This window comes from Streptomyces sp. cg35, from assembly GCF_050410835.1.
Taxonomy (GTDB): Bacteria; Actinomycetota; Actinomycetes; order Streptomycetales; family Streptomycetaceae; genus Streptomyces.
In genome coordinates, this window is the sequence record NZ_CP191268.1 from 3934592 (window position 1) to 3960399 (window position 25808).

The window sequence follows — 25808 nt, forward strand, 5'->3', positions numbered from 1 at the left end:
CGTGTCACAGACCGTACGGCGGGCCATCGACATCCTGGAGTTCGTCGCCCGCAGACCCCGCACCCAGACCGAGGTCGGCGAGCATCTGGGCGTGCACCGCTCGACGGCGCTGCGCATCCTGGAGTCGCTCACCGAGGGCGGACTCGCGCGCCGGCTGCCCGACGGGCGGTACGCGGTGGGGCACCGGCTGGCCGGGCTCGCCCAGCTCGCCCTGGAGCAGTTCGGGCTGAAGGACGTCGCGGGCCAGCACCTGCGCGGCCTGGGCGAGCGGTGCGGGCACACCGTGCATCTCGCCGCGCTGGAGGGCGACCGGATCGTGTACGTCGACAAGGTCGACCCGGTCGACGGGGTGCGGCTCTACTCGCAGATCGGCCGCCCGGTGACGCTGCACACCGCCGGGGTCGCCAAGGCGATCCTCGCGCACCTGCCGCGCGAGCGCGCGGACGGACTCCTCGCCGACTGCGACTTCGCGCCGCACACCGGCACGACGATCACCGGCGCGGTCGCCTACCGCAAGGCCCTCGACGAGACGCGGGCGCGCGGCTGGGCCGTCGACGACGGCGAGTACGAGGACTACGTGAACTGCCTCGCGGTCCCCGTCCGGGACAGCGGCGGCGAGGTGGTCGCCGCCGTGTCCGTGACCGCCCTCAAGGCGAAGGCGGACCTCGCCGCCCTCGCGTCCGATGTGCTGCCCGACCTGGTGGCCACCGCCGAGACGATCTCCAAGGAGCTGGGATGGCGTCCGTGAACCCCGAAACCGCCGGGACCCCCGGCTTCGACGAGCTGTTCGCCGGGGCGCCCGTGATGGCGATCCTGCGCGGGATGCCGGCCGACAGGACCGTCGAACTGGCCGTACGCGCATGGGACCTGGGCATCGACTGCGTCGAGGTCCCGGTGCAGGACGAGGCGGCCGGGCGGGTCCTGGCCGCCGTCGTGGCCGCCGGGGCCGAGCGCGGCAAGCCGGTCGGCGCGGGCACCGTGACCTCGGCCGAGCGGCTGGAGCGGGCGGTGTCGGCGGGGGCCGCGTTCACGGTGGCCCCGGGGTTCGATCCCGGTGTGGCACGGGCCAGCCTCGCGGCCGGGCTGCCGCATCTGCCCGGGGTGGCCACGGCCACCGACGTCCAGGCGGCGCGGGCGCTCGGGCTGACCTGGCTCAAGGCGTTCCCGGCGAGCGTGCTCGGGGTGGACTGGTTCCGGGCCATGCGGGGGCCGTTCCCGGAGGTGCCGTTCGTTGCCACCGGGGGGATCGATGCGGGGAACGCCGCCGCGTACCTGTCGGCGGGGGCCCGGGTCGTCGCCGTCGGGTCGGCGCTGGAGGATCCGGCGCAACTCTCCTTGCTCGCCGCGCTGTTGACGCACTGACCCGGGGCTCTGCCCCGGACCCCGCTCCTCACTCGCCGGAGGGGCTCACCTTAGGAGCCGCTATGAAGATCACCGCCCTCACCACCTACCTCGTCGCCCCCCGCTGGCTCTTCCTCAAGGTCGAGACCGACGAGGGGATAACCGGCTGGGGCGAGCCCGTCGTCGAGGGGCGCGCCCACACCGTCGCCGCCGCCGTCGACGAGCTCTCGGACCATCTCGTCGGCAAGGACCCCCTGCGGATCGAGGACCACTGGCAGGTCATGACGAAGGGCGGCTTCTACCGCGGCGGCCCGGTCCTGTCGTCCGCCGTGTCCGGCATCGACCAGGCCCTGTGGGACATCAAGGGCAAGTTCCACGGCGTCCCGGTGCACGACCTGCTGGGCGGCGCCGTGCGGGACCGGATGCGGATGTACTCGTGGATCGGCGGCGACGACCCGAGCGAGGCCGCCGAGCACGCGCGGGAACGGCTCGAACAGGGCTACCGGGCCGTGAAGATGAACGTCGGCGGGCGCCTCAAGCACCTGGAGACGGCGCGCGAGATCGACGCGGTCGTCGAGCGCGTCGCCTCCGTCCGGGAGGTCATGGGCCCGGACGGCGACGTCGCGATCGACTTCCACGGCCGTACGTCACCGGCTCTCGCCAAGCAGCTCGCCCGCGCCCTGGAGCCGCTGCGCCCGATGTTCATCGAGGAGCCGCTGCTTCCCGAACTGACCTCCCAGTACGGCGAGTTCACGGCGTCGACGAGCATCCCGGTGGCCACCGGCGAGCGCCTGTACTCCCGCTGGGACTTCGACCAGGTGCTGCGGTCCGGCATCGCGCTCGCCCAGCCCGACCTCTCGCACGCGGGCGGCATCTCCGAGGTGCGCCGGATCGCGGCGCAGGCCGAGGTGCACGGGGTGGGGCTCGCCCCGCACTGCCCGCTCGGGCCGATCGCGCTCGCCGCCTGCCTCCAGGTGGACTTCGCGAGCCCGAACGCGTTCATCCAGGAGACCAGCCTCGGCATCCACTACAACGTCGGCTCCGACCTGGGCGACTACCTCGTCGACACGTCCGTCTTCGACTTCGACACCACGGACGGGCACATGGCCCGCCTCACCGCGCCCGGCCTCGGCATCGAGGTCGACGAGCAGGCCGTGATCAAGGCCGCGGCGACCGGCCACCGCTGGCACAACCCGGTCTGGCGGCACACGGACGGCTCGTTCGCGGAGTGGTGAACCGCGCCGAGACGCTCAGGGCCCGTCCGCCGGGCAGGCCCTGACGCGTCAGCCGGGCAGGGACACCGTCAGCCGCAGCAGCGCGACGGCGCCGCGCAGATCCAGGCACCGGCCCGGCTCGCCGCCGGCCGGTCCACGAGCGGGGTGGTCACCGGGCTCGCCCGAATGCCTCCCCGGCTCCCGCGCGGCGGTTCGGCCATCACCCTCACCCCTTGGCGCGTTCTTTACCAACTCCCGCCTGCTGTACCCATGTTGTGGATGAATCCGCACACGTCACAGTGGGGCCGATACCGGTCCCCCGCACCTATCCTGGGTCGGCATGGAGGGGGACTCCTCGGGGCCACTGATCGTCATGCCGCAGCCCGACGCGCCGCGTGACGCCGATGTCGGGCTGCCCGCGGAAGGTCCCGACGTCACGGCGCTGCCGGAGATCCGGCCCCGCGACCCGGTGGGCCCCGACCCGGAGGAGACCCGCGCCGGGCTGGCCGCGGGGGAACTGCTCGCCGGGCAGTACCGGGTGGTGCGGCGGCTCGGGCTCGGCGGGATGGGCGACGTGTATCTCGCCCGTGACGAGAAGGTCGACGAGCGGGAGGTCGCCGTCAAGACCCTGCGGCCCGGCCATGTCGCCTTCGCCGAGAGCGCGTTGGAGGAGGAGCGGCAGGCGTTCGCCGACCTCAACCACGAGGGCATCATCCCGGTCTTCAACTACGGCAGCCACGACACGGTGGGCGACTTCCTCGTCCTGCCCTACGTCGACGGGCTGAACCTGGACGAGGTGCGGGCGCTCGCGCGGTTCGACCCGGGGCGGTTCGGCGGGGCCCGCTTCCACGAGTTCGTGCTGGCGTACGGGGTGCGCATCCTGTCGGCCCTGGACCATCTGCACTCCCGGCCCGGCTCCGGGGCCCTGGTCTACGGGGACCTGAAGCCGCAGAACGTGATGCACGACGGTGCCGCCATCAAGGTCGTGGACGTCGGCTCGATCCGGCCCGCGGGCGCGCCGGGCCTGACGACGTACGGGTTCCGCGCCCCGAACGTGCGGCTCAGGCCGAACGGGGTGGCCGGCGCGAGCCGGCCGCAGGACGACCTGTTCGGGCTCGGCGAGACGCTGCGCACCCTGTGCGGGCTCGGCGAGCACGCCCGCGATCTCGGGCCGCTCGGCGCGCTCGACCGGCTGCGCGAGGGCGACACGCTCGCCGCCCGCGCCGCCCGGCTGACCACCACGACCGCGCCCGCCGGCCTCGGCCTGCTGTCGCTGGCCCGGGTGCTGCGCCGCGCCACCCGCTCCACACCCGCCGACCGGTTCGCCGACGCCCACGAGATGGAGGCCCAACTGCGCGGGGTGTGGCGGGAGTTGCGCTCGCTGCGCACCCGGGACGAGACCTTCGAGCCGTCGCCGCTGTTCCTGCAGTCGCCGTACGCCCTCGACGGCGGCCTGGGCACCGCGCCCGCGCTGCCCCGCTGGGCCGTCCCGCCCGGCGAGGACCCGCCGGGCCCGCTGCACGAACCGCCGGCCGCCGCCGACGCCGCGGCCCGGCTGCCGGTGCCCCGGCCCGACCCGCACGACGACCACCACGCCGAGCTCAGCCGGCTCGCCGACGCGGACCCGGCGGCGCTGCTGCAGAACACCGCCGACTGGCGCGAGTCTCCCGAAGTGCACCTGCTGCGCTGCCGGTTGAGGCTCCGGGTCGCGCTGCGCGCCGATCCGGACGACGCCGGTCTGACGCTCGCCGAGCAGGAGCTGCGGGCCGCCGCAGACGCCATCGGCCGGGAGCGGTCCCGGCACGACTGGCGCGTCGACTGGCACCACGGCCTCGTCTCGCTCGCCCGCGACGACGTCGCCTCGGCCCGCGACCACTTCGACCAGGTCTACGGGGCGATCCCCGGTGAGTACGCGCCGAAGCTCGCCCTCGGCCACTGCGCCGAGCGGCTCGGCCGGCACCACGAGGCGCTCACGCTCTACGAGGCGGTGCGGCTGCGCAATCCGTCGCTGGGCAGCGCCGCGTTCGGCGCCGCGCGGACCCGGCTCGCGCTCGGCGGGCCGCGCGCCTGCGCGGCCGCGATCGAGGCGCTCGACGCGGTGCCGCAGCACTCCCGGCACCGCACCGCCGCGCGCACCGCGACGGTCCGGATCGCCGTCGGGTACGCCACCGGCAGCGACACCCTGGGCGCCGCCCTGGTCCGGCTCGCCCGGCTCTTCACCGAGCACGGCCTCACCGACGAACCGGCCCGGGTCCGGATGAAGGCCGAGGTGTGGGAAGCGGCGCAGCGGCTCGTCGCGGACGGCGCCGTCGACGCGGACGGCCTCGCGCGGCTGGCCCGCGAGACGGCCGCCCGCGACGGCGAGGCGCGGGACGCCGCGGCCCGGCTCGCGTTCCCCGCCCAGGAGCGGGCGCTGGGCCGGGACCTGTCCGGCTTCTATCTCTTCCTCGCCCGGCAGGCCGCCCGCTCGGCGGACCTGCCGCACGCCGACGAGATCGCCGAACAGCTCCTGGACCGCGCCTACTTGGTCCGCCCGATGGCCCTGCGCCACCACCGCGAGCGGCGCCCCCTGCCCGCCCTGCTCCGGCCGCTGCTGAGGCGGGACGGATGAGGGTGCTGTCCCGCCGGCCCGCGCCCCGCTGGGTGTCCGTGGCGCACCGCCTGCTGTGGCCGCCCGCCGGCCGCGCCCGCAACCGCACCTACCTGCGCGACCGGCTGATCGCGCTGCCGCTGCTCGCGGTCGTCGCCTTCGGCACGCTCGGCCGGGCCTACGTGGACGTCCGCGACGACTCCACGTACATCCGCACCCAGCTCGCCCCGGCCCTCGGCGACCTGGCCGACGCGCGGATCTCGCTGCAGATCGCCCAGCGGGAGGCCGAGGTCGGCCTCGACGCGGGGCACGCCGTCGAACTGTCCGGCCTCGGCCCCCGCTACGCCGCCCGCACCGGCGCCGCCGCCCAGGACATCGCCCGGCTGTCCCGCGGCGGCGCGTTCGGCGAGGCCCAGCGCCAGGAGCTGGACGTCGTCTCCGGCCTCATCGACGGCTACGAGGAGTGGATCGCCTGGGCCAGGACGAACGTCGGCAACGGGTCGCTGCGCAAGGCCGGACTCGCGTACGCGCAGAGCATGCTGTGCTCGGACGCCGCGACCGAACCGGCCGCCGACCGGCACGCGCCCTACCCGCCGTGCGGGGCCGTGCGGGGCGTCGACGCCACGACCGTCGTCGACCGGATCGCCGCCCTCGAACGCGACCTGCGGCGCCGCCTGGCCGACCGCGCCGCGCTCGGGCCCGGCGTGCTGGCCGCCGGCGCCGTCTCGCTGGTGTCCTTCACCCTGCTGTCGGTGGGCCTGTGGCGCACGCTCCTGCTGCTGCGCCGCCGGATGCGGATCCGGGCGAGCGTGCCGCTGCTCGCCGCCGCCCTGCCGCTGCTCGTCGTGCCGTGGCTGGTGGCCGACGGGGTGCGGGCGTGGCGGGCGCAGCAGGACGCGGTGCCGTACGCGAGGGTGCTGGCCGAGCAGGCGTCACCGGGGGTGGAGGCTGCCATGGACGACGATCCGTCGGCCGTGCCGGGCCCGACGGCGATCCGCCCGGCGGCGGCCCGGATGGAACGGACCGTGCGGCAGGGCCGGTTCGGGGACATCGGGGCGGCCGCCGGCTGGGTGGCGCCCGCGGGCCTGGTGGTCGGCGGGGTCATGGGCGGGGCGCTGCACGCGTACCGGCGGGAGTACCTGGTGGTGGGCCGCGGCGGCACCGGTGGGGGCGGGACATGAGACGAGCCCTGCGCCTCCTTCTCGCGGCCTGCCTGTCGGTGCTCGCCGCGCTCAGCGGTGGCTGCTCGTCCGGGGACGGCACGCCGGTCGTCGTGCTCGGGCCGTGGACCGGGCCGGAGGGCGCCGCGTTCGAGAGCGTCCTGCACGACCTGTCCCGCGGCTCCGGGTACACGTACGTCTACAAGGGCACCCGCTCGCTGCGCGAGACGCTCGTCGCACAGCTCGCCGCCGACGCGCCGCCCGACGTCGCCATCCTCAACAGCATCGGCGAACTCACCGAGTACGCCGTCCGGAACAAGCTCAAGCCCCTCGACCCGTCCACCGCCGAACGCGCCTATCCGCCCTGGTCGCCCACCCTCATGATCGACGGCAGGCGGCGCACGTACTGGGTGCCGCTCAAGGTCGACCTGAAGAGCCTGGTGTGGAGCAGGTCCGGCACCTCCGGCAGCGATCCCGAGTGGTGCGTGGGCATGGCGGCGCAGGCCACGTCCGGGTGGCCCGGCACCGACTGGGTCGAGGACATCCTGCTGCACCAGGCGGGCCCGGCGACGTACACGCAGTGGGCGACCGGGCGGCTCGACTGGGCCACCTCCCCCGAGGTGAAGCGGGCGTTCACCACCTGGGCGCAGCTGCTCGAGAAGGGCGGCCCGAGCTCACGGAGCGCGGTGGAACGCTCCCTGACCATGTCGTTCTGGGGCACCCCCGACCCCGAGCGGCCGGGCGGGGACCCGCGCGGTCTGCTCGGCGGTTCCCTGCCCGGCTGCACGCACGAGCACCAGGGGTCGTTCGTGCGGTTCGTGTACGCGCCGCGCGACGACATCCGGGTGGAGCCCGCGCGACGGTTCCTGAAGGGGTCGGCCGCGTACCGGAACACGTTCGAGGTGTCGGGCGACATGGCCGCCGTGCTCACCGACAGCCCCGGCGCGCAGGAGCTGGTGAAGCGGCTGACCGACGAGGACGGCCGGGAACAGTGGTCGCGGGCGGCCCGCCCGCAGCTGCGCCCGTTCTTCCCCGACGGCTCCGATCCGCGGCCGGACGACACCACGGCGGCTCAGGAGATCGCGTCGTATCTCGTCGACGACGGGAACACGCTGTGCTTCGACGCGTCGGACGTGATGCCGCCGGTGCTGCGCGACGCGTTCTACCGCGCGGTCCTGGAGTACTTCCGCTCGCCGGACGACGCGACGCTGCGCAAGCTGCTGGCCCAGCTGGACACGGTGCGCACGCGGATCGCGGGAACGGCCACCCCGGAGGGCATCCGCGCGCCCACGGACATCTGCCGCTGAGGAGCGGGACGGCCTACTTCAGCTCCTCCGGGCAGGGCGTTCCGCGCGACCACTTGTAGGGCGCGGCCAGGTGGTACGTGCCGGCCCGCGGGGCGACCAGCTCGGTCCACTTGTCCCCGGACTCGTCCTCGGCCGTCTCCAGCAGACACCCGTGCACGTTCTCGTACCGCTTGGGCAGCGTGTCGTCGCTCTGCCGCGCCGCCTTCGACGCCTCGGTCTCCTGCGGTGCCTGCAGGCTCTTGCCGTCGGAGTCGACGACGGACAGCCACGGCGAGTACGGGATACGGATCACGACGCGTCCGGGTCTGGTGACCTCGACCGTCAGCTGGGCCTGCTCGGCGGCCACCACCGTCGCGTTCGGCCCGGCCATCGGCGTCGGGTCGGTGACGGCGAACAACTGCCAGTTGGCGTCGCCCCAGACCTGCTTGAGGTAGGGCAGCCCGCGCCGCAGGAGCTCCCGCTCGCGCTCGCCGCCGGTCCCGTCGGGATCGCCCTTGGGGAGCACGACGTAGTGCACGGCCCAGCGCTTGAGCCACTCGTGATAGTTCGCCGAGTTGAGCGTGTCGTCGTAGAAGAGGGGGTTGAGCTCCATGTCGGCCTGCCGGGTCCAGCCGCGGGCCAGGTTCACGTACGGGGCGAGCGCGGAGGCCTCGCGGTGCGAGCGCGCCGGCACGACCTCCAGGCGGCCGCGCACGGCGTCGACCTCCTGGAGTTCATTGACGAGCGGGGCGAGTTCGCGGGCCCAGGAGGCGGCCGGGGTCGTCCGCACCACGTCGTCGACCGACTTGAAACCGATCCAGGCGTTCAGGCCGACGAAGGCGACCACGACGACGTACCACTTGCGCGAACGCGGCACGGTGAACGGCAGCGCGGCGAGCAGCGCGACGCCCGCGAACAGCATGGGCAGCCGGGTGATGTTGGACCCGATCTGCGAGCTGATCAGCCAGACGAGCAGCACGGACAGGGTGTAGACGGCGGAGGTGATCCGGACCGTCTTCCACTCCTTGGGGACCAGGACGCACAGCAGGGCGCCGAACACGACCGGCAGCAGCGCCGACCACACGGACATCGGCTGCGTACCGGAGAACGGGAACAGCCACGCCGACAGACCCACCACCACGGCGGGCGCGATGCCGAGCGCGTACGCGCCGGGGCGGCGCTTCTGCAGGAAGAGCGCGACGGCGACGAGCCCCACGAACAGGCCCGCGACCGGTGAGCAGGCCGTCGCGATGCCGGCCAGCGGCGCGGCGACGGCCGCCTTCGCCCACCGCTTGTAGCGCCAGCGGTACGGCCAGCAGAACACGGCCGCGGTCGCCGCGAGCCCGAACATCATGCCGAGCCCGAAGGTGACGCGCCCCGACGCGGCGTTGCACAGCAGCGCGAACACCCCGGCGAGCGCGGGCCACAGGGGCTTGGCCACGACCCGGGTGCGGATCAGGAGCAGGGTCAGCAGGGCGGCGGACAGCGTGCCCGCGACCATCATCGTCGTGCGGACACCCAGCACGGACATCAGATACGGCGACACCACGCTGTACGACACCGGGTGCATGCCGCCGTACCAGGCGAGGTTGTACGCGGAGTCGGGGTGCCGGCCGACGAACTCGGCCCAGGCGTCCTGCGCCGCGAGGTCGCCGCCACTGTTCGCGAACGTGAAGAACCAGATGAGGTGCAGCAGTGCGGCGGCACCGGTGGCGACGACGACGGGATGCCGGTGGGCGCGGGTCGCCCAGCGGGACCGCCCGCCGGTGTCGGTGGGGGCCGGCTCCTCGCCGCGGGGCGGCCGGGCAGGGAACCGTATTCGCACGCGTCCGGCACCCGGCTCCGCGTCGTCGGCGCGCGTCGGCTCCGCTGTGGTCACTGCTGACACTCCCCGTACGTACCTCGTAAGCGACCGAGGGAACGTCCCGGTCCTGCCCCGGTCTCGCGACGCTAGCACGGGCGCCCGGCCCGGGCGCCGCGGGAGGCCGGTGCGGACCGGCCCCCCGCGCGGCCGTCATCCGACGCGCTTGATCTTCTGGCCGAAGCCGGGCTCGGTGAGGTCCTTCTGGAGTGCCACGGGGACCTCGACGGCGTCGTTCTTGCCGTCGCCGACGCTCAGCACGCCGACCACGGTGCCGGCCTTCGCCGCGTGCGGTGGCGTCTTGCCCTTCTGCTCGTCCAGCTGCAGCTTGACGGTCAGGCCGGACCAGCCGACGGCCGAGACGTCCTTCGTGGCGACGACCGGGGTGGTGCCGCCCAGTCCGTCGTCGACCCGGCCGACGACGTCGCCCTTCTTCACGATGGTCTTGGCGGTGAGCGCGCTCTGCCCCGACTCGATCAGCTTGCTGACGACGCCGGTGACCTCGTCGATGTTGGCGACACCGGGCTTGCCGTACTGGCCGAGGGCCGCGCCGATGATCGTCTGCTTCTTGCCGTCGACCGTCTTCTCCGCGGCGAAGAGGATGTTGCCGCCCGCCGCGGTGGTGGTGCCGGTCTTGATGCCGATGGCGACGGTCGGGACGAGCCCGAAGAAGTTGTTCTGCTTGTCGCCGTTGAGGTCCACGTAGCTGGGCTGGCGGGAGATCTCCTTGAAGACCGGGTTCTCCATCGCGGCGCGGCCGAGCTTCACCAGGTCCTGGGCGGTGGAGACGGTCGTCTTGTCGAGGCCGCTGGGGTCCGTGTAGTGGGTGTTGCTCATCCCCAGCTCCTTGGCGGTCTTGTTCATCTTCGCGACGAACTCGTCCTCGGAGCTCTTGCCGGTGTCCCAACGGGCCAGCAGCTTGGCGACGTTGTTCGCGGACGGCAACATGACGGCCTGCAGCGCCTCGTACTCGGAGATCTGCTGCCCCTCGGAGACCTTCACCACCGACTCGTTCTCGGCCTTGCCGGTCTCGTAGTGCTTCTGCGCCGCGGCGTCGACCGGGATCTTCGGACCCTTCTCGCCGGTCTTCAGCGGGTGGTCGCGCAGGATCAGGTAGACCGTCATGACCTTGGCGATGCTGGCGATCGGTACGGGCTTCTGGTCGCCGTACGTACCGAACGTGCCGATGCCGTTGACGTCCATGGCCGCCTGGCCCTGGCTGGGCCACGGCACGTTCGGCTTGCCGCCCTCGAAGGAGACGGTCTCCTGCGCGGTGAGCTCGAGCGTGGGGGTCGGCAGCGGGCGCACGGCCTGTACGACCGCAAAGACGATCACCAGGAGCAGCACCAGCGGCGTCCAGACCTTGACCCGGCGCACGGTGGTGCGGACGCGGGTCTCCGGCGGCGGCGGGGTGTTGGTCAGCTCGGCCAGCAGATCCAGCGGCGGCTTCGGCGGCAGCGGCTGCTGCGTGGTCCGCTCCGGCGCGGGCTGCTCCGCGGTGGGCTTGTCGGTCGCGGGCGCCGCGGTGTCGTCGAGCGGCTTCAGCGGCACGAACTTGCTGGTCCGCTCGGCCTCGCCCTCCGGCTTCCCGGCCGGCGACTTGAGCATGGTCGTCGGCTGGTCCACCGGGGGCGCGACGGCCTTGAAGACGGCGGTGGGCTGATCGACGGGCCCCGCGCCGGAAGCGCCGGGCTTCTTGGCGTCGGACTTGGCGCCGGGGGTCTTGTCCGGGTCGGGCTTGGCGTCGGACGTGGCGCCGGGGCCGGGCTTGGCGTCCGCGACGGGCTTGGGGTCGGCCTTGGCGTCCGTGTCCGGCTTGGCGTCGGCCTTCGCGCCTGCGCCCGGCTCGGCGTCCTCGTTCGCCTCGGCGTCGGAGGGGGCTGCCTTCGACTCGGCGTCGGACGTGGCGCCCGTACGCGGCTCGGCAGCGGCCTTCTCGCCGGCACCAGGCTCAGCGTCCGCGTCCGGCTCGGCGTCGGACGTGGCGTCCGCGTCCGGCTCGGCGTCGGAAGGGGCAGCCTGCGACTCGGCACCGGTCTTGGCGCCCGAACCGGCCTCAGCGTCGGACACGGCATCCGTACGCGACTCCGCACCGGCCTCGGCGTCCGATTCCGGCTCGGCGTCGGCAGGGGCCGCCTCCGGCTTCGCACCGGCCTCGGCGTCGGAGGGGTCCTCCGACCCGGCGACGGCCTTGGCACCCGAACCGGCCTCACCGGCCGACGCGGCATCCGTACGCGACTCTGTGGCAGCCTCCGCGTCCGCGCCGGGCTCAGGGGTGGCGTCGGCGTCCGAGCGCGGCTCGGCGTCGGTGGGCGCCGCGTCCGACTCAGAACCGGCCTCCCCGGCCGACGCGGCATCCGTACGCGGCTCGGCGGCAGCCTCCGCGTCCGTACCCGACTCGGCGTCGCCAGCCGACTTCGCCGCGTCGGCCGTGGCGTCCTCGGCATCGGCAGCGGCGGCACCGGCGTCCTCGCCCGGCCCGGCGTCAGCACCAGCCGCGCCCCCGGACTTCACACCCGCACCCGAACCGCCGGCACCGGCAGCACCGCCGACCTCCACGTCCGCACCCTTCGCATCCGCACCGTCACGCCCCGGCCCCGCATCCGCGTCCGCGTCCCCGGGACCGCCCGACACCCAGGCCGCCACCGCGGCTCTGAGCCGGGCGTCACCGGGCTCGTCCGCCGCCGCGGAACCGGAGCCCGCCTCGGCGACGTCACGGACGGAGAACACCGCCGTAGCCCGGTCCACACCGGACGACGACGGAGTCTCCCGCGCCACCGCAAGGCGCGGATCCCGCTCCTCCGCCGGTGCCGGAACACCCGACGCCTTCTGCTCTTCCGACCTGTCGGGGGTCCCCGCCACCGATGCCTCCTCGACCGCTAACCGCTATGTGCCGGACAGGCAGATCCTGTCTGTCCCTGTCTCCGGCCCTGTCCGAACCATGTACCAGTGTCCTGTGTGGGGGCTTAACCCACGTGGTAGACGAGAACGACATACCTACCGGTTCCCGTCCAAAGCCCCCACGCACTCTCGACAGACCAATGTGAGAGGGGTCACCCTGTCATTCATCCACGCGGGGAGGCATGGATGGGCAGGAGCCGCAGAACAATTCCGGAGGAGCTTCTGCTGCTCGCTCTGGACCCGGCCACGGGTACCACAGCGCAGCCGCAGTCGCTCGACCTAGGTCTGGCCGGAGCACAGCTAGTAGAGCTGGCGCTGGCCGGACGGATAGCCCCAGACGGGGATCGTATCGCCGTGGTGGCACCACGGCCGACCGGAGATCCGACTCTGGACTGCGCGTTGGAGTTGCTGCGAAGGCGCGGCGCTCCCGTACGGGCAGTCCACTGGATTGGCGGGCCGCGTCTCGGGCTGCGCCAGACCTACCTCTCGCACCTGGAGCGGTGCGGCATGGTGCATGCCGTGGCCGGCCAGATGTGCGGGGTACTGCCGACGACTCGCTACCAGGCGACGGACACGGCGATCAGCCGGGAGATCAGGTCCCGGCTGGATTCAGCGATCCGGACCGGCGTCCCGCCGGACCCACGGACCGCGGCGCTCGCCGCGCTGGCCCATGCGGTCGGTCTCGGCAAGCACCTGTACCCGGGCAACGAGGGACGGTCCTCGCGCTCCCGGCTACGGGACCTGATCAGGCACGATCCGATGGGCGGTCTCGTCGCGCACGCGGTGATGGACGTCCAGAACGGGGTGGCCGCTCAGCCACGCCGCTCGCCCGCCGCCCCGGCGGGAAGGCCCGCACCGGAGCCCGCCAGGGGCGTTCCGATGCAGCCGCGCCGCGGTCCCATGGCTCGTGCCGTGGCCCACTAGGCGACCGGCACGAGGAGCAGCACCACACGCACCACGCGCAGCACAGGCAGCACCCGTAGAACACCCGCAACAGCGCCGCACCGCAGTCCCCAAGACCCGGTTCGGGAGCCGCTGTACCGCGCGGGGCGATGGACCGGACGTCCGGACGACGACCCCGGCCATCGCCCCGCGCGGTCGCGTTTGCGCTGGGTGTCCCGCACTTATCCGCTGTTTCCCAGCGGTAGGAGCCCCTGAGTGGCAATCTGCTGAGCAGCAGATACGCAACGTATGAAAATGCACGCAGCCGGAGGTGCACGTCCCGTGGCGTCCAACGTCAATCCCACCGTCAGGCGACGCCGGTTGGGCCAGGAGCTGCGTCGGCTCCGCGAGCTCAAGGGCATGACCGCCGAGGAGGTCGCCGAGCGCCTGCTGGTGTCGCAGTCGAAGATCAGCCGTCTGGAGAACGGGCGGCGCAGCATCAGCCAGCGCGACGTCCGTGACCTGTGCGGGGTGTACGAGGTCGAGGACCACCGGATCGTGGACTCGCTGATGCAGATGGCCAAGGACTCGCGCCAGCAGGGCTGGTGGCACTCCTTCGGCGACATCCCGTACAGCGTCTACATCGGTCTGGAGACCGACGCGGCGAGCCTGCGCGTCTACGATCCGCAGGTCGTGCCCGGCCTGCTGCAGACGCGCGGCTACGCCGAGGCCCTCATCAACGGCGCGCTGCCGGAGACGACCCCGCAGGACATCGAGAAGCGGGTCCAGGTGCGGATGCGCCGCCAGGAGCGGATCCAGGCGCCGGACAACCCGCTGCGGCTGTGGACGGTGCTCGACGAGGCGGCGCTGCGCCGCGGCGTCGGCGGCCGGAACGTCATGCGGGAGCAGCTGGAGCACCTGGTCGAGCAGTCCCAGCTGCCGCATGTGACGGTGCAGGTGATTCCCTTCGAGATGGGGGCGCATCCGGGGCTCAACGGGCAGTACGCGATCCTGGAGTTCCCCGACGCGGCGGATTCCAGCGTGGTCTACATCGAGGGCGTCACCAGCGATCTCTACTTGGAGAAAGCCAATGATGTCCAGAAGTACAGCGTCATGTACGAGCATCTCAGGGCGCAGGCGCTGAATGTGGAGCAATCGCGACAGTTCATCTCGGAGATCGCCAAGGAGTACGCGCGCTGAGTGCGCGTACCGACGAACTCCGGAAGGTCAGATTCCGCTCAGGATCCCCCGATTTTCCTGCCTCCGAGGCAAAGGCGCCGCACGGTACACCTTCGCCTCGGGGGAATGGAAGACCCCTATGGAATATGCCATCCGGTTGGGTGAATGCCCGCTTCACGCAGTCGAGTTGGCGAGTAGCGTCGATCACGCCATCAGGACAACATCGTTGGCGAGAACCGCTCTGGACCCCGGGGCGGGGATGCATACGACCACTGGCTAGACCGGAGCAGACATGGCAATTCAGCAGGGCGCTACGGAATCCTGGATCAAGTCCTCGTATTCCACGGGGAACGGCGCATGCGTAGAGGTCAAGTCCCCCGAGCTGCACGCGATCGCCGTGCGCGACTCGAAGGTGACACAGGGACCGTCGATCGGCTTCGGCCCCGAGACCTGGAATGCGTTCGTGCACGAGGTGAGCACGGGTTCGTTCTGAACGAAGAACGGCACAACAATCACATATGCACCATCAGGCATCATTCAGCATCACCAGCACGACTAGCACGACCAGCACCACGTGGGAGCCCTCTCGACTGGCCCGCCGTCCCGGCCGAGGGGGCTCGGCATTTTTCTCAGCGCAATTGATCCACGAAGCGGTCGGTCCCCGGCACCGTCGGGACGAACGGCGCCATGAGTTCCACCCGCGCCCCGAGCCCCGCACCCGCCACCTGTTCCCCGAGCCCCGCGAAATGCTCCTGCCAGCACGCGCGCGGATCCTCCTCCAGGAACCACAGCAGCGTGAGCCGGGTGTCGACGCCCTCCACCTGTTTCACGTACGTCATCCTGTCGCCGGGCAGCGGCGTCGGCCGGAAGATCGTGACCATCGCGGCCGGTGAGCCGGCGAGCGCCCTCGGCAGGTGACGCGAGCGCAGCCACTCCAGCAGCTCGCTGCGCTGTTCGGCCGGTTCGACGTCGATGACCTCCACCACCAGACCGGCGTACGGGTGGTCGAGCGCGTGGAAGTCGCGCGGCCCGGCGGCGCCGTCCCGGTACACCGTCGCCTCGTGGTCCTGGAAGGCCGTGAAGACGTGGGTCCGGTCCTGGTACACCCGCCCGTCGCGGTTCAGCCGCTTGTTGATGCCGACGGTCCACTTCATGTGGTCGTCGTAGCGGCCCTCGGTGACCCAGTACGTGGAGAGGTAGCAGCCCGCCGTGACCGGTTCGGCCACCGCCGACTTCTCCGGGTAGCGCAGGAGCTGCAGGTCGCGGGTGGCGACCCAGCGCCGCCCCGCGTACATCCAGGGCATGGCCATCGCGCCGGCGTAGTAGTGGTCGTCCTCGTACCAGCGGTTGTACGCGTACTCGTGCCCCGGGTGCGGTTCGACCATGGTGATCAGGGCGTGCCCCGGCCGTACCCCGTACGGGCCGACGGCCGCCAGTTCCGCGTACGTCTCGCTGTGGGTGTCCATTCCCAGCCCCTTCCGTCCTCCGCCCGACGCCCATACTCTGACGCCCCGTCAGAAAGATGGCCAGAGCCGGGAGGCACCCAATGGGGAACGGTGAGCTGCTCGCCGGAAAGACCGTGATCGTCTCGGGGGTCGGCGCCGGGCTCGGCCGTCAGGTGGCGGCGGCCGTGGTGCGCGACGGCGGCAACGCGGTGCTCGGGGCGCGCACGGAGGCCAATCTCGCCAAGTCCGCGGCCGAGCTGGACCCGGAGGGGACCCGGACCGCGTACCTGCCGACCGACATCGGCGACGAGGCGCAGTGCGAGGCCCTGGCGGCGCTGGCGCGCGAGCGGTTCGGCGGGGTGGACGCGGTGGTCCATGTCGCCGCCTGGGACAGCTACTTCGGAGGTCTCGAGGACGCCGACTTCGACACCTGGAGCCAGGTCATCGACGTCAATCTGCTCGGCACGCTGCGGATGACCCGGGCCTGCCTGCCCGCCCTGAAGGTGCGCGGCGGCTCGGTCGTCATCATCGGGACGCAGTCGGCGGTGGCCGCGCCGTCCCAGGTGTGGCAGGCGGCGTACGCGGCCTCGAAGGGGGCGCTGACGAGTGCGATGTACTCGATGGCGCGGGAGCTCGGGCCGGACCGGATCAGGGTCAACACGGTGCTGCCGGGCTGGATGTGGGGGCCGCCGGTACAGGCCTACGTCCAGTTCACGGCGCACACCGAGAACGTGCCGGAGGACGAGGTGCTGGCACGGCTCACCGAGCGGATGGCGCTGCCGGAGCTCGCCACCGACGGCGACGTGGCGGACGCCGCGGTCTTCCTCGCGTCGGACCGGGCCCGCGCCATCACCGGCCAGCAACTGCTGGTGAACGCCGGTGAGTTGATGCGTTGACGACGTACTGAGAATGCGCTGGGAGTGACGACCCCTCCTTGCTGCACGCGACCGCACGGGACCCGCATCCCGTGCGGTCGTTCGCGTCTGTGCGGCTACTGACGAAGTGCCCGCTCATCGTGTGTCCGACGTCACGTTCACGACAACTCCCCGCCCAGTAACGAAAATGCAAAATCGTTCGACTTGCTGATCTCGGTTCACATCCGTGACCCGTGGAACTCTTGACCGGTCCACCGGACAGGCGGTTCAATCCCCGAAGTCCCCACTCCCGCACGGGGGCGCCCGCTGACACGGACGTACTGACGAAGAGCCGCAACGTTCACAAGGCGGACCCCTGGAGGGGGCACATGAACAGTCTCGACTGGGCCGTGCTCATCGGATACTTCGGTGTGATGGTCGCGATCGGAATCTGGTCCCACAAGCGTGTGGACAACGTCTCCGACTTCTTCACGGCCGGCGGAAAGATGCCCTGGTGGCTCTCCGGCATCTCGCATCACATGTCGGGCTACAGCGCGGTGCTGTTCACCGGCTACGCCGGCATCGCGTACACGTACGGCATCACGTCGTTCGTCACGTGGTCGTTCCCGATCGCGCTCGGCATCGCCATCGGCGCGCAGCTCTTCGCGCCGCGCATCAACCGACTGCGTTCACGGCTGCACGTCGCCTCACCGCTGGAGTACCTGAAGAACCGGTACAACCTCGGCACCCAGCAGGCGCTCGCCTGGTCCGGCATGCTGCTGAAGATCGTGGACGTGGCGGCGAAGTGGGCGGCCATCGCCACACTGCTCTCGGTGTTCACCGGCATCTCGCTGAACCAGGGCATTCTCATCACCGGTGCCATCACCGCCGTCTACTGCACCATCGGCGGTCTGTGGGCCGACGCCCTCACGGAGCTGGGGCAGTTCATCATCCAGCTGCTGGCCGGTGTCTCGATGTTCGTCGCGGTCGTGGTCAAGCTCAACGACAAGAACATCGGCTTCCTCGACGCCTGGAACCAGCCCGAGCTGCAGGGCCACGACAAGCCGCTGGTCGGTGAGTACGGCGCGGTGTTCCTGCTCGCGTTCCTGTTCATCAAGCTCTTCGAGTACAACGGCGGCATGCTCAACCAGGCCCAGCGCTACATGGCCACCGGCTCCGCCCGCGAGGCCACGCGCTCGGCCCGCCTCTCGGCGGTCCTGTGGCTGGTGTGGCCGGTCGTCCTGTTCTTCCCCATGTGGATGTCGCCGCTGCTGGTCGACGCCCAGAAGCCGGACGGCTCCGACTCCTACGGCCTGATGACCGAACAGCTGCTGCCGCACGGCCTGCTGGGCCTCGTCATCGTCGGCTTCTTCTCCCACACCATGGCGATGTGCTCGTCCGACGCCAACGCGATCGCGGCCGTCTTCACCCGGGACGTGATGCCGGCGGTGTCGGCGAAGGCCAAGGAGTGGGGCCCGCGGACCGGACTGATCGCGGCCCGACTGACCACGGTGGTCTTCCTCGCGCTGTCGATGGCGGTCGCCACGCAGGTCAACTCGCCCACGTTCAAGGACATCATCACGGTCGTCATCAAGTGGGTCGCGGGTCTGATGGGCCCGATCGCGATCCCGATGATGCTGGGTCTGCTCCGCCCGTTCCGCAGGTCGGGACCGACCGCGGCGCTCACCAGCTGGGCGCTGGGCCTGGTCGCCTTCTGGCTGGTCAACTACCCGATCAACTGGAACGTCGAGGGCGGCGTCCCGCTCCAGTACCAGGTGTCGATCCCGCTGGCCGTCTCGCTCGTCCTCTACATCGTCATCGGCTTCGTCAAGCCGGAGGACACCCCCGAGCGGGACGCGATCATCGAGCGCATCAACACCGACGACGACGGTCCCGGTACGGCGGGCGCGGCCGCGGTGCCGGCGCCTGCGGGCGCGCAGGACGACGTGCAGCGGCTGTAGCGGGCCGTGCGCGACGAGGGCCCGCGGCCGGGAGACCGGTCGCGGGCCCTCGTGCTGCCCTGTGGTTCAGGCCCGCGGGTATCTGGCCAGCCAGCCCGGCGACGCGGCCCCCGGCCCGTGCAGCGCCGCGCCCTGGGTCATCTCCATGGCGAAGTCGTCCGCGAGCTCCAGGATCGTGGCCCGGCCCTCCAGCTCGGCCACCCACGCGGGCGGCAGCGCCGTCTCGCCGTGCAGCGCGCCGAGCAGGCCGCCGCACAACGCGCCGACCTGGGCCGAGGGGCCGTCGTGCTGGACGGCGAGGCCCAGCCCGTGCCGGATGTCCTCACCGACCAGGGTGCAGTACACGGCGGCCGCGAGGGCGCCCACGGCGTCGCCGTCGCCGACCAGTTCACCGACCCGCGCCGCGCTCGGCATGCCCTGGCGCACGGCGCCGACCGCGTGCTTGAGCGCGCCCACGACCGGCGGGTGCCCGGGCCGCGCCGCGAGCAGCACCAGGGTGCGCTGCACGGCCGCGTCCAGCGACTCCCCGCGCGCCAGCGCGTGCACGATGACGGCGTACGCGCCCGCGGCCAGATAGGCCTCGGGCGCGCCATGGGTCTGGACGGCGCACTCGACGGCCAGCTGGAGCACGAGCTGCGGCTCCCAGCCGACGAGGAGCCCGAACGGCGCGGAGCGCGTCACCGCCTCCGGGCCCGCCGCGTCCGGGTTCTTGGGTTTGTCGAGGGTGCCCATGACGTCGTTGCCGAGTCCGAGCAGACAGGCCTGGGACGCGCCGCGCCGGGAGTACAGCCACTCCTCGCGGGCCAGCCAGCCGTCCTCCTTGCGGCGCTCGTCGGGCCCCCAGTCGCGCTGGGTCGCGGCCCACCGCAGATAGGCCCGGTGCACATCGGTCGGCGGGTGCCAGGCTCCGGTGTCGCGGCGCACCTGGGCGCGGATGAGGCCGTCGACGGTGAACAGCGCGAGCTGCGTCGCCGCCGTCACCGCTCCGGTACGGCCGTACGCGGGCAGGAGCCGGGCCGGGCCGTCGGGGCCCTGCGCCTCCCTGATCCCGTCGAGCGTGAGGTCGCTGAGCGGGGCGCCGAGGGTGTCGCCCAGCGCGCTGCCGAGCAGCGTGCCGCGCACCCGGCTGCGGAAGTCCTGCTGCTCGGCGCGGCCCCAGACCGCCGCGGCGGCGACCGGTGCGCCCATGGGATCCCCTCCCCTCCGACTGGCAGCACTGTAATCGACCGAGCACGACCGGGAACGTTCGCTTGCGCGACTCATGCGACCTCAACGGGTATGCGAAGAGACGCCCTTGAGGTCGCTTCGGACTGGATTTGCCCAATTCGCGAAGGCGTACGCGCCCCGCGCACCCGGGTGCTCCGCCCGGGTTCGCCCGCTGTTCACCGCCCCGTCGCGTCCCGCTCCCCGGGGGCCCGAAACATCCGCCCCATGACGCACATGACTCGTGTCAGGGCCACCGCTCCCTCGCTCTGCGCCCTGTCGGCCGCCGCGCTCCTCGTCGGCCTCGCCGCCCCCGCCGCCTCCGCGCACGCCGGGCACCGCTCCGCCGGGCACGCCCCCGCCCGCATTCCGTTCACGCAGGCCACCGTGACCGCGGCGGCGACCCCGGGAACGTACGAGATCACCTGGACGGCGCCGGGTGTGCGGCACGTCGCCGTCGAGGCGGGCGGCCGTACCGTGGCGCGCGGCGGCTCGACCGGCCGGGTCACCGTCACCGGTCTGCCGGCGGACGTCGACCGCCAGTGGTTCGACCTGGTGCCCGACCACGGCCGCGGCCTCCACCTCGCGGACCGGCTCGTCAAGCTGGACGGCGCGGTCAACTTCCGTGACGCGGGCGGCTACCGGACCGCCGACGGCCACTGGGTGAAGATGGGCGAGGTCTACCGCTCGGACGCCCTCGACAAGCTGACCGCCGCCGACCTCGCCACGCTGAAGCGGCTCGGCATCGGCACGGACTACGACCTGCGCACCACCGGCGAGCGCAGCTCCGCGCCCGACCGCGTCCCCGCCGGCACCTCGTACGTCGTCGCGAACGTCCTCGGTGACGACAGCCCGGTCTTCCAGCTGCCGGCCTCCGAGGCAGCGGCCGCCGAGATGATGGTCCAGGGCGAGAAGTCCATGGTCAGCTCCGGCACCGCCAAGGCGGCCTACCGCACCGTCATGGCGGGCATCGTGGACGGCGGCGGCGACCTGTTCCACTGCACCGCGGGCAAGGACCGCACCGGCTGGGCGGGCGCCGCGCTCCTCACCGCCCTCGGAGTACCCCGCGAGACGGTGACGGCCGACTACCTCGCCTCGAACGACTACCGGGCCGAGGCCAACGCGGCGGCGCTCGCCGCGATGCCGCCGGAGCAGGCGAAGGTCTACAAGCCGATGCTCGACGTGCGCGCCGAGTACCTGAACTCCGGCTTCGACGAGGTCGAGGAGAAGTTCGGCTCGTTCCGCGCGTACGAGAAGCGGGCGCTCGGGCTCGACGCACGTCAGCTTCGACAGCTGCGTGAAAAGTTGCTGGTCGGATGAGACCACGCTCCTCCGGCGCTCGAGGAGCGGAGCCCCGTGACGGCCGGACGGGCGCCGTCCCGCCTACCGGCCGTCCGAGAGCAGAGGGAACCGCCCGGAATCCAGCAGGCTCAGCACCGCCTCCGTCCGGGCCCGGGGCGCCGCGTAGTCCGGGTGGGAGCGGAGCACCGTCGCCGCGTCGTGCAGCCGGCCCATCTGCGCCGAGGCCCGGGCCAGGTCGCGGCCGCCCGGGCTGACCGGGTGGGTCGCGAGGGCGGGGCGGCGCGGGTCGACGCGGCCCGCCGCCACCGCGGGCGTCACCCGGCGCGCGCAGCGGCACGGCGCGGCCGGGTCGACGAGCCCGCACGTGGCGTCCATGAAGGAGCGCAGGCGCGTGCGGGCGCGTTCAAGTCGCTTGCGGTACGCGGCGGGTGAGACGTCCAGGATCCAGGCGGCGTCGGCCGACGCGAGGCCGAAGACCTCGGCGAGGACGAAGGCGACGCGTTCGCCGCGCTCCAGGCACTGGAGCATGGCCTGGGTGCAGGTCAGCCGCACCTCACGCGCGAGCAGCTCGGCGTCGGGGCCCACGTAGTCGCTCGCCGCGAGCCCGGCGACCAGGTCCTCGCCGAACGCGTCCAGGCTCAGCCCCGCCGCCTCCTGCGGGGTGCGGCGCCGCAGGTTCAGCAGGTGGTTGACGCCGACGCGGTACGCCCAGGTGAGCAGGCGCGCCTCGGCCCGCCAGGTGGCGAGCCCGGTCACGACGCGGATCAGGATCTCCTGGGCCGCGTCCTCGGCGTCGGCGGGCCGCCACGTCATCCGCAGGGCCAGCCGGTAGAGGGGGTCCTGGACGCGGCGCACGACGTCCTCCAGCGCGGCCTTGTCACCGCCGACGGCGCGCTCCACCAACTCCCGCTCCTCGGCGAGGAGTTCCGGGTCGGTCACCGTGCTGCGCGCGGGGTCGTCGCTCATACGGACATTGTGAGCACGTCGGCGTGCCGGCGCAGCCAGTCGGAGACGGCGGTGCCGATCGCGTCCGGCTGGTCCTCGGGGGCGTGGTGCCCGGCGGCGCCGATGTTCGCCGTCTCGACGCTGGTGAAGGTCTCCCGGGCCCAGGCCACGACCCCCGCCGAACCCATGCCCAGACCGTCGTCGACATGCATGACCAGCTTCGGCACGGCGGCCGACTCCGGGGACGACAGCCACTGCCCGTACGCCACCACGCGCGCGTGCACATCGGCGGGTTCGCCGTCGAAGGGGATCTCGCGGGGCCACACGAGGAGCGGCTTGCGGGATGCCTCGGTCGGATACGGCGCGCGGTACACGTCGTGGTCCTCGGGCGACAGGTGGGCGATGCCGTGCGGGAGGTTGAACTCGATGAACATGTTGTCCCGCAGGACCATCTCCTCACCCTTGCCGGGCGTACGGAACCCGCGGAACAACTCCTGCCCGAGCGGCGGCAGTTCGACCCACGTCAAGGGCCTGAGGAAGGTCTCGACGAGGGCGAGCCCCCGCACCCGGCCGGGGTGCCGCGCCGCGAAGTCCATGGCGAGGGCGCCGCCCCAGTCGTGCCCGACGAACACCACCTCGTCGAGCCCGACCGCGTCGAGCCAGGCGTCGAGATAGCGGGCGTGGTCGGCGAACCGGTAGCCGATGTCGGGCTTGCCGGAGGCGCCCATGCCGATGAGATCGGGGGCGAGGACGCGGGCCTGCTCCGCGACGTACGGGACGACGCCCCGCCACAGGTAGGAGGAGGTGGGGTTGCCGTGCAGGAAGACGACGGCGGGCCCGTCACCCGAGCCGCTCCCCGGCCCGGTCTCCTGGTGGGTCATGAACGAGTCGAGGACGGGGGTGGTGTGCGTGCGGGTGCCAGTACTGATCGACATGAGCGTGCCCTCCGGCGGATCGAGCCCGGTTCCTCCGGGCCTTCACTCGGGTTGGACACAGCGCGACGCGCGACTGTGACAGCGGACGCGAGAACTTCTCACGCGGCTGTCACCATCGCTGCCGCTGAGCAGTCCCTGCACTCCCCGGGCCCTGCCGCCCGGAACGCCCGGTCGCAGCCGTCGCAGTTCTGGAGCGGCAGCGGGCGGGGGACGTGTGGCGCGGGCGGGAGCGCGGGTGGCAGGAAGTTCTTGAGGCGGAAGGCCACGAGCGAGGCCGGGCGGACGACGGGCTCGGCGGGCAGTCCGGCCGCCAGGGCGCGCTGCACGTCGATGGGGGCCATGCCCCGCTCCAGCCAGGCAGCGGCGGCGGGGGCGAGACGGCGTACGTCCTGTTCGGTGAGGAAGAGGCGGGAGTCGTGGGTGCGCAGGCCCGCGAGGAGGTCGGCGGCCGCGGTGCGGAGCGGCTCGGGGTCGGGGTCCTGCGGGTCGGGCTGCGGGGTGCGCAGGCGTCGGCGCTGCGGGCGCGGCGCGCGGGGTTGCGGCTCGGCGCGGGGCGCTTCGGCAGGGTGGGGCTCGGGCGGCGGCAGCTGCTCGTCCTGGCCGCGCAGGTGCGGAGGCTTGTTGTACGAGGTGGTCCGCGTGATGATCCGCCCGGACGGCAGCCGCTCCTTGACCCGCTCCAGGTAGCCGTGCTCCTCCAACTCCCGCAACGCGGCGGCGACCCGGACCTCCCCCTCGGGGAACTTCGCCGCGAGATCCTTGATGCCGACCTTCGATCCCTCGGGCAGCGACTGGATGTGCGTGGCGAGGCCGATCGCGGTGAGGGAGAGGTCGGCGTGCTGGGCCAGGTGATGCCCGATGACCGTGAACTGTTCCATGTGACGCTCCCGGCGCTGGCGGAGACCAGGTGACGGAGTGGCCGAACGGCCGGAATGGGCGCGCGCATGCGCGCTAGGCTGATACCTAGACATCGGGAAGGTCTCTCTTCCTTGGTGGTCAGGCCCTCGTCCGGGATGCCAGTCCCGGCGGGGGCCGTTTTGCATATGCGGCAGAGGTTGCACCACGAACTGTCCTGCACGCCAGCCGAGTTGGCGTTCGCCACTCGCACGGGTGACGCAGCCCTGGGGGTTGCCGCCGGGGTGTGGTGAGGGGGGGTTGGTTTTTCTTTCCCTGGTTCCTTTGGTGGTTAGCGTCCCGGATCACCGGATCACGCCGACTCGGGTTCCGGGACGTGGAGTTCGGCCCAGACGGTCTTGTGGGGCGCGGTCGCTTCGTCGCTGGTCACGCCCCAGCGATTCGCGTACGACGCGACGATCATCAGGCCGCGTCCCCCTTCTGCGTCCGCGACGCGGATCCGCGGGATCCGGTCGGCCCGCGCGTCGGTGACTTCGATACGCAGCGTGCGCGCCGCGTCGAGGGTGAGCGTCAGGCGGAAGTCACGGCCGGGGACTCTGCCATGACGCACAGCGTTGGCGGCCAGCTCGGCGACGACGTGTTCCGCCTCGGCCGACTCCTGTTTCCACTCGGCGAGTTGGCGCTCTGTGAGGAGTCGGGCAAGGCGGGCGCCACGCGGCGTGGACGACAGCAGCACGGTGAATTTCTCGTTCATGTCACTCAGCGTGGTCACGCGTGTTTCTCTTGAACAGAGGTGCCGCCCGTACGGAACGTGATGGTCCGGGTGTCGCGCCGGGCTGTCCGGGGTGTACGCGCGAGAGGTGTCGGACCTGTGGCGACGATCGACGACGACGAGTCCATCGCCATGCTCAAGGCGGTTGGGCGACAGATCAAGCTGTGGCGGGAGAGCGCCCAGCTGACCCAGGCGGAACTGGGCGCGGCACTCGGGTACAGCGAGGAGACGATCTCGGCGCTGGAGCGGGGGCGACGGGTCCCCAAGCCCGAATTCCTTGAGCGGGCGGATGAACTACTGCGAGCCGGTGGCCATTTGACGGCCATGAGGAAGGACGTCGAAGAGGCCCAGTACCCCAAGAACCTCCGCGACCTGGCCAAGGTGGAGGCCGAGTCCGTCGAGATGGGCGCGTACTACACGCACAACATCCACGCGCTGCTGCAGACCGAGGAGTACATGCGGACGATCTTCCGGATGCGGCGACCGGTGTACACCGAGGAGATCGTCGAGCGAGAGGTCACGGCTCGCATGGCGCGGCGGGAGATCATCGACGCCGCACACCCTTCGCCCGTTATGAGCTTCGTCCTGGAAGAGGTGACACTTCAGCGGCCGGTAGGCGGACGGATGGTGCAGCGCCGCCAGCTGGAACACCTCCTGCGCGTAGGCCAGTTGGCGAACATCACGATTCAGGTGATGCCGACGGACACCGAGAACCACCCGGGACTCGGCGGTTCCCTTCGAGTGTTCAAACTCAGGAACGGGACGACGCTGGGCTATACGGAAGTCCAGCACTTCACGCGGTTCTTCTCTGCCCCCAAAGAGGTGCAGTCGCTCGAGATGCAGTATGGGAACATCCGAGCGGAGGCTCTCCGGCCAGGAGAGTCCCTCGCGTTCATCGAAAAACTGCTGGGAGAGACATGATCAGCACCGACTCCACGCTGGAGTGGTTCAAGAGCAGCTACAGCAGCAACGAGGCCGGCTCGGACTGCGTCGAGGTCGCCACCTCCCCCGGCACCGTCCACGTACGCGACTCCAAGCGCCCGGAAGACGGCCGGTTCGCCGTCCCCGCCGCCTCCTGGAAGGCCTTCGTCTCCTTCGTCGACCACAGCTGAGGCCGGGCGG

General features: G+C 72.1%; 22 protein-coding genes. 14 read left to right on the forward strand and 8 right to left on the reverse strand.

Features of this window, described 5'->3' with window-relative positions; all coding sequences use genetic code 11:
• The first annotated feature begins 1 nt into the window (after position 1).
• The 6 genes from ACQUQD_RS17865 to ACQUQD_RS17890 all read left to right on the forward strand — a co-directional run bounded on the left by ACQUQD_RS17865 (position 2) and on the right by ACQUQD_RS17890 (position 7612).
• Positions 2-748 (forward strand): IclR family transcriptional regulator, encoded by a 747-nt coding sequence (locus ACQUQD_RS17865; protein ID WP_428953090.1) that lies wholly within the window; start codon positions 2-4, stop codon positions 746-748.
• Positions 736-1362 carry a bifunctional 4-hydroxy-2-oxoglutarate aldolase/2-dehydro-3-deoxy-phosphogluconate aldolase gene (locus tag ACQUQD_RS17870; RefSeq protein WP_428953091.1) on the forward strand — a complete coding sequence of 209 codons (627 nt, stop codon included), beginning with the start codon at positions 736-738 and terminating at the stop codon, positions 1360-1362. The genes ACQUQD_RS17865 and ACQUQD_RS17870 overlap by 13 nt, the downstream gene beginning before the upstream one ends.
• A 62-nt stretch (positions 1363-1424) precedes the next feature.
• Complete coding sequence (dgoD, locus tag ACQUQD_RS17875; protein WP_428953092.1) at positions 1425-2576, forward strand: galactonate dehydratase; 1152 nt, start codon at positions 1425-1427, stop codon at positions 2574-2576.
• 319 nt (positions 2577-2895) lie between these two features.
• On the forward strand, positions 2896-5166 hold the full coding sequence (locus ACQUQD_RS17880) for a tetratricopeptide repeat protein (RefSeq protein WP_428953093.1): 2271 nt from the start codon (positions 2896-2898) through the stop codon (positions 5164-5166).
• Complete coding sequence (locus tag ACQUQD_RS17885; protein ID WP_428953094.1) at positions 5163-6326, forward strand: hypothetical protein; 1164 nt, start codon at positions 5163-5165, stop codon at positions 6324-6326. The genes ACQUQD_RS17880 and ACQUQD_RS17885 overlap by 4 nt, the downstream gene beginning before the upstream one ends.
• Entirely contained in the window at positions 6323-7612 is a 1290-nt protein-coding gene (locus tag ACQUQD_RS17890; RefSeq protein WP_428953095.1) for an extracellular solute-binding protein, read from the forward strand. The genes ACQUQD_RS17885 and ACQUQD_RS17890 overlap by 4 nt, the downstream gene beginning before the upstream one ends.
• Before the next feature lie 13 nt (positions 7613-7625).
• On the opposite strand, the gene ACQUQD_RS17895 is transcribed toward ACQUQD_RS17890, so the two are convergent.
• Positions 7626-9470 carry an MFS transporter gene (locus tag ACQUQD_RS17895; protein ID WP_428953096.1) on the reverse strand — a complete coding sequence of 615 codons (1845 nt, stop codon included), beginning with the start codon at positions 9468-9470 and terminating at the stop codon, positions 7626-7628.
• Positions 9471-9605: 135 nt separating this feature from the next.
• Entirely contained in the window at positions 9606-12314 is a 2709-nt protein-coding gene (locus ACQUQD_RS17900; protein WP_428953097.1) for a D-alanyl-D-alanine carboxypeptidase, read from the reverse strand.
• Positions 12315-12539: 225 nt separating this feature from the next.
• Here ACQUQD_RS17900 and ACQUQD_RS17905 point away from each other — a divergent pair, with 225 nt between their 5' ends.
• The 3 genes from ACQUQD_RS17905 to ACQUQD_RS17915 all read left to right on the forward strand — a co-directional run bounded on the left by ACQUQD_RS17905 (position 12540) and on the right by ACQUQD_RS17915 (position 14907).
• Entirely contained in the window at positions 12540-13277 is a 738-nt protein-coding gene (locus ACQUQD_RS17905) for a GOLPH3/VPS74 family protein (protein ID WP_428953098.1), read from the forward strand.
• A 300-nt stretch (positions 13278-13577) separates the two neighbouring features.
• Positions 13578-14435 carry a helix-turn-helix domain-containing protein gene (locus tag ACQUQD_RS17910; RefSeq protein ID WP_428953099.1) on the forward strand — a complete coding sequence of 286 codons (858 nt, stop codon included), beginning with the start codon at positions 13578-13580 and terminating at the stop codon, positions 14433-14435.
• 271 nt (positions 14436-14706) lie between these two features.
• The gene (locus ACQUQD_RS17915; RefSeq protein WP_324776946.1) at positions 14707-14907 is read left to right on the forward strand and encodes a DUF397 domain-containing protein; all 201 of its coding nucleotides are present in this window, start codon (positions 14707-14709) and stop codon (positions 14905-14907) included.
• Between the two features lie 136 nt (positions 14908-15043).
• Here ACQUQD_RS17915 and ACQUQD_RS17920 read toward each other — a convergent pair whose 3' ends face one another.
• Entirely contained in the window at positions 15044-15880 is an 837-nt protein-coding gene (locus ACQUQD_RS17920; RefSeq protein ID WP_428953100.1) for a hypothetical protein, read from the reverse strand.
• A gap of 80 nt (positions 15881-15960) precedes the next feature.
• Between ACQUQD_RS17920 and ACQUQD_RS17925 the strand changes: the two genes are divergently transcribed.
• Together ACQUQD_RS17925 and ACQUQD_RS17930 are read left to right on the forward strand one after the other, a co-directional pair.
• Positions 15961-16755, forward strand: a complete 795-nt coding sequence (locus tag ACQUQD_RS17925) for an SDR family oxidoreductase (protein ID WP_428953101.1) — start codon at positions 15961-15963, stop codon at positions 16753-16755.
• Between the two features lie 347 nt (positions 16756-17102).
• The gene (locus ACQUQD_RS17930) at positions 17103-18674 is read left to right on the forward strand and encodes a sodium:solute symporter family protein (RefSeq protein WP_428953102.1); all 1572 of its coding nucleotides are present in this window, start codon (positions 17103-17105) and stop codon (positions 18672-18674) included.
• Positions 18675-18740: 66 nt separating this feature from the next.
• Here the strand turns inward: ACQUQD_RS17930 and ACQUQD_RS17935 are convergent, their stop codons facing one another.
• A complete protein-coding gene (locus ACQUQD_RS17935; RefSeq protein WP_428953103.1) occupies positions 18741-19862 on the reverse strand; it encodes an ADP-ribosylglycohydrolase family protein in 1122 nt (373 codons plus the stop codon).
• A 243-nt stretch (positions 19863-20105) separates the two neighbouring features.
• Here ACQUQD_RS17935 and ACQUQD_RS17940 point away from each other — a divergent pair, with 243 nt between their 5' ends.
• Complete coding sequence (locus ACQUQD_RS17940; protein WP_428953104.1) at positions 20106-21197, forward strand: tyrosine-protein phosphatase; 1092 nt, start codon at positions 20106-20108, stop codon at positions 21195-21197.
• A 63-nt stretch (positions 21198-21260) separates the two neighbouring features.
• On the opposite strand, the gene ACQUQD_RS17945 is transcribed toward ACQUQD_RS17940, so the two are convergent.
• The 4 genes from ACQUQD_RS17945 to ACQUQD_RS17960 all read right to left on the reverse strand — a co-directional run bounded on the left by ACQUQD_RS17945 (position 21261) and on the right by ACQUQD_RS17960 (position 24668).
• Complete coding sequence (locus tag ACQUQD_RS17945; RefSeq protein ID WP_428953105.1) at positions 21261-22145, reverse strand: RNA polymerase sigma factor; 885 nt, start codon at positions 22143-22145, stop codon at positions 21261-21263.
• Positions 22142-23059 (reverse strand): haloalkane dehalogenase, encoded by a 918-nt coding sequence (locus ACQUQD_RS17950; RefSeq protein WP_428953106.1) that lies wholly within the window; start codon positions 23057-23059, stop codon positions 22142-22144. The genes ACQUQD_RS17945 and ACQUQD_RS17950 overlap by 4 nt, the downstream gene beginning before the upstream one ends.
• Positions 23060-23157: 98 nt before the next feature.
• Positions 23158-23937, reverse strand: a complete 780-nt coding sequence (locus tag ACQUQD_RS17955) for a helix-turn-helix domain-containing protein (RefSeq protein WP_428953107.1) — start codon at positions 23935-23937, stop codon at positions 23158-23160.
• A 329-nt stretch (positions 23938-24266) separates the two neighbouring features.
• Positions 24267-24668 (reverse strand): ATP-binding protein, encoded by a 402-nt coding sequence (locus tag ACQUQD_RS17960; RefSeq protein ID WP_428953108.1) that lies wholly within the window; start codon positions 24666-24668, stop codon positions 24267-24269.
• Between the two features lie 117 nt (positions 24669-24785).
• On the opposite strand from ACQUQD_RS17960, the gene ACQUQD_RS17965 reads away from it, so the two are divergent.
• Both ACQUQD_RS17965 and ACQUQD_RS17970 read left to right on the forward strand, forming a co-directional pair.
• On the forward strand, positions 24786-25607 hold the full coding sequence (locus tag ACQUQD_RS17965) for a helix-turn-helix domain-containing protein (protein ID WP_428953109.1): 822 nt from the start codon (positions 24786-24788) through the stop codon (positions 25605-25607).
• Positions 25604-25798, forward strand: coding sequence for a DUF397 domain-containing protein (locus ACQUQD_RS17970; protein WP_428953110.1), 195 nt, complete (start codon positions 25604-25606; stop codon positions 25796-25798). Before ACQUQD_RS17965 ends, ACQUQD_RS17970 begins: the two co-directional genes overlap by 4 nt.
• The last annotated feature ends 10 nt before the right edge of the window (positions 25799-25808 follow it).